At 63.5% G+C, this 233-nt stretch carries 1 pseudogene; it reads right to left on the reverse strand.

Annotated features, from left to right (window positions below):
- Positions 1-233 (reverse strand): annotated as a pseudogene (locus SB754_RS23110) (transketolase); the annotation flags it as partial.

Below are 233 nucleotides of genomic sequence, written 5' to 3' on the forward strand. Positions count from 1 at the left end.
GGTAACCGATCAGCGTCTTCAGCACGATGAGCGTCGGCTTGCCGGTCTCGGCCTTGCCCGCCTCGATCGCCGCGTTCAGTTCCGCGACATCCTCGACGTACTCGCCCGAGGCGGTCCAATCGACGTGCAGAACCTGCCAGCCGTACGACTCGTAGCGCGCTGCGACGTCTTCCGTGAAGGCGACGTTGGTGTCGCCCTCGATCGAGATCTGGTTCGAGTCGTAGATCGCGATG

It is taken from the genome of Leifsonia sp. SIMBA_070 (assembly GCF_046534635.1).
GTDB lineage: Bacteria > Actinomycetota > Actinomycetes > Actinomycetales > Microbacteriaceae > Leifsonia.